The sequence below is a fragment of the Bacillus sp. 05T31 genome (genome assembly GCF_056396725.1).
Map to the genome: position 1 here is coordinate 1 of NZ_JBFTMA010001508.1, position 366 is coordinate 366.

Below are 366 nucleotides of genomic sequence, written 5' to 3' on the forward strand. Positions count from 1 at the left end.
TTATTATGGATGGTATATGCTTTATTTGCAGTTTGGTTTGGCCGTTATAGACAGATGAACGAAATATTATATGCTGGATTAGTCGTATTAGTAGTAACAGTAGGGAAGTTATTCCTTCTCGACCTACCAGAGGTGTCGATGATGATTAGAGCGGTGTTATTCTTAATCGTAGGTAGTATAGGTATCGTTATTTCAAGAATGTTTTTCTCAAAAGAAGAGAAGTGAGAAGAAGGCAATCCCTTTACGGATTGCCTTTTCTTTTATTTTACTTCTTACCAATCGTTACAGCCTCATTATATTTAGCTGTTGTGTTTTGTCTTAGGCGAAGTGTTGCTTGTCCAGTTGTATTTGGATTAAGTTGTACAT

Annotated in this window: 1 protein-coding gene; it reads left to right on the forward strand. The window is 35.8% G+C overall.

The window, feature by feature from the left end; all coding sequences use genetic code 11:
* Positions 1-225, forward strand: a 225-nt coding sequence (locus tag AC1DJR_RS34100) for a DUF2339 domain-containing protein (RefSeq protein WP_477004681.1), incomplete at its 5' end; no start/stop codon positions are given.
* Between the last annotated feature and the right edge of the window lie 141 nt (positions 226-366).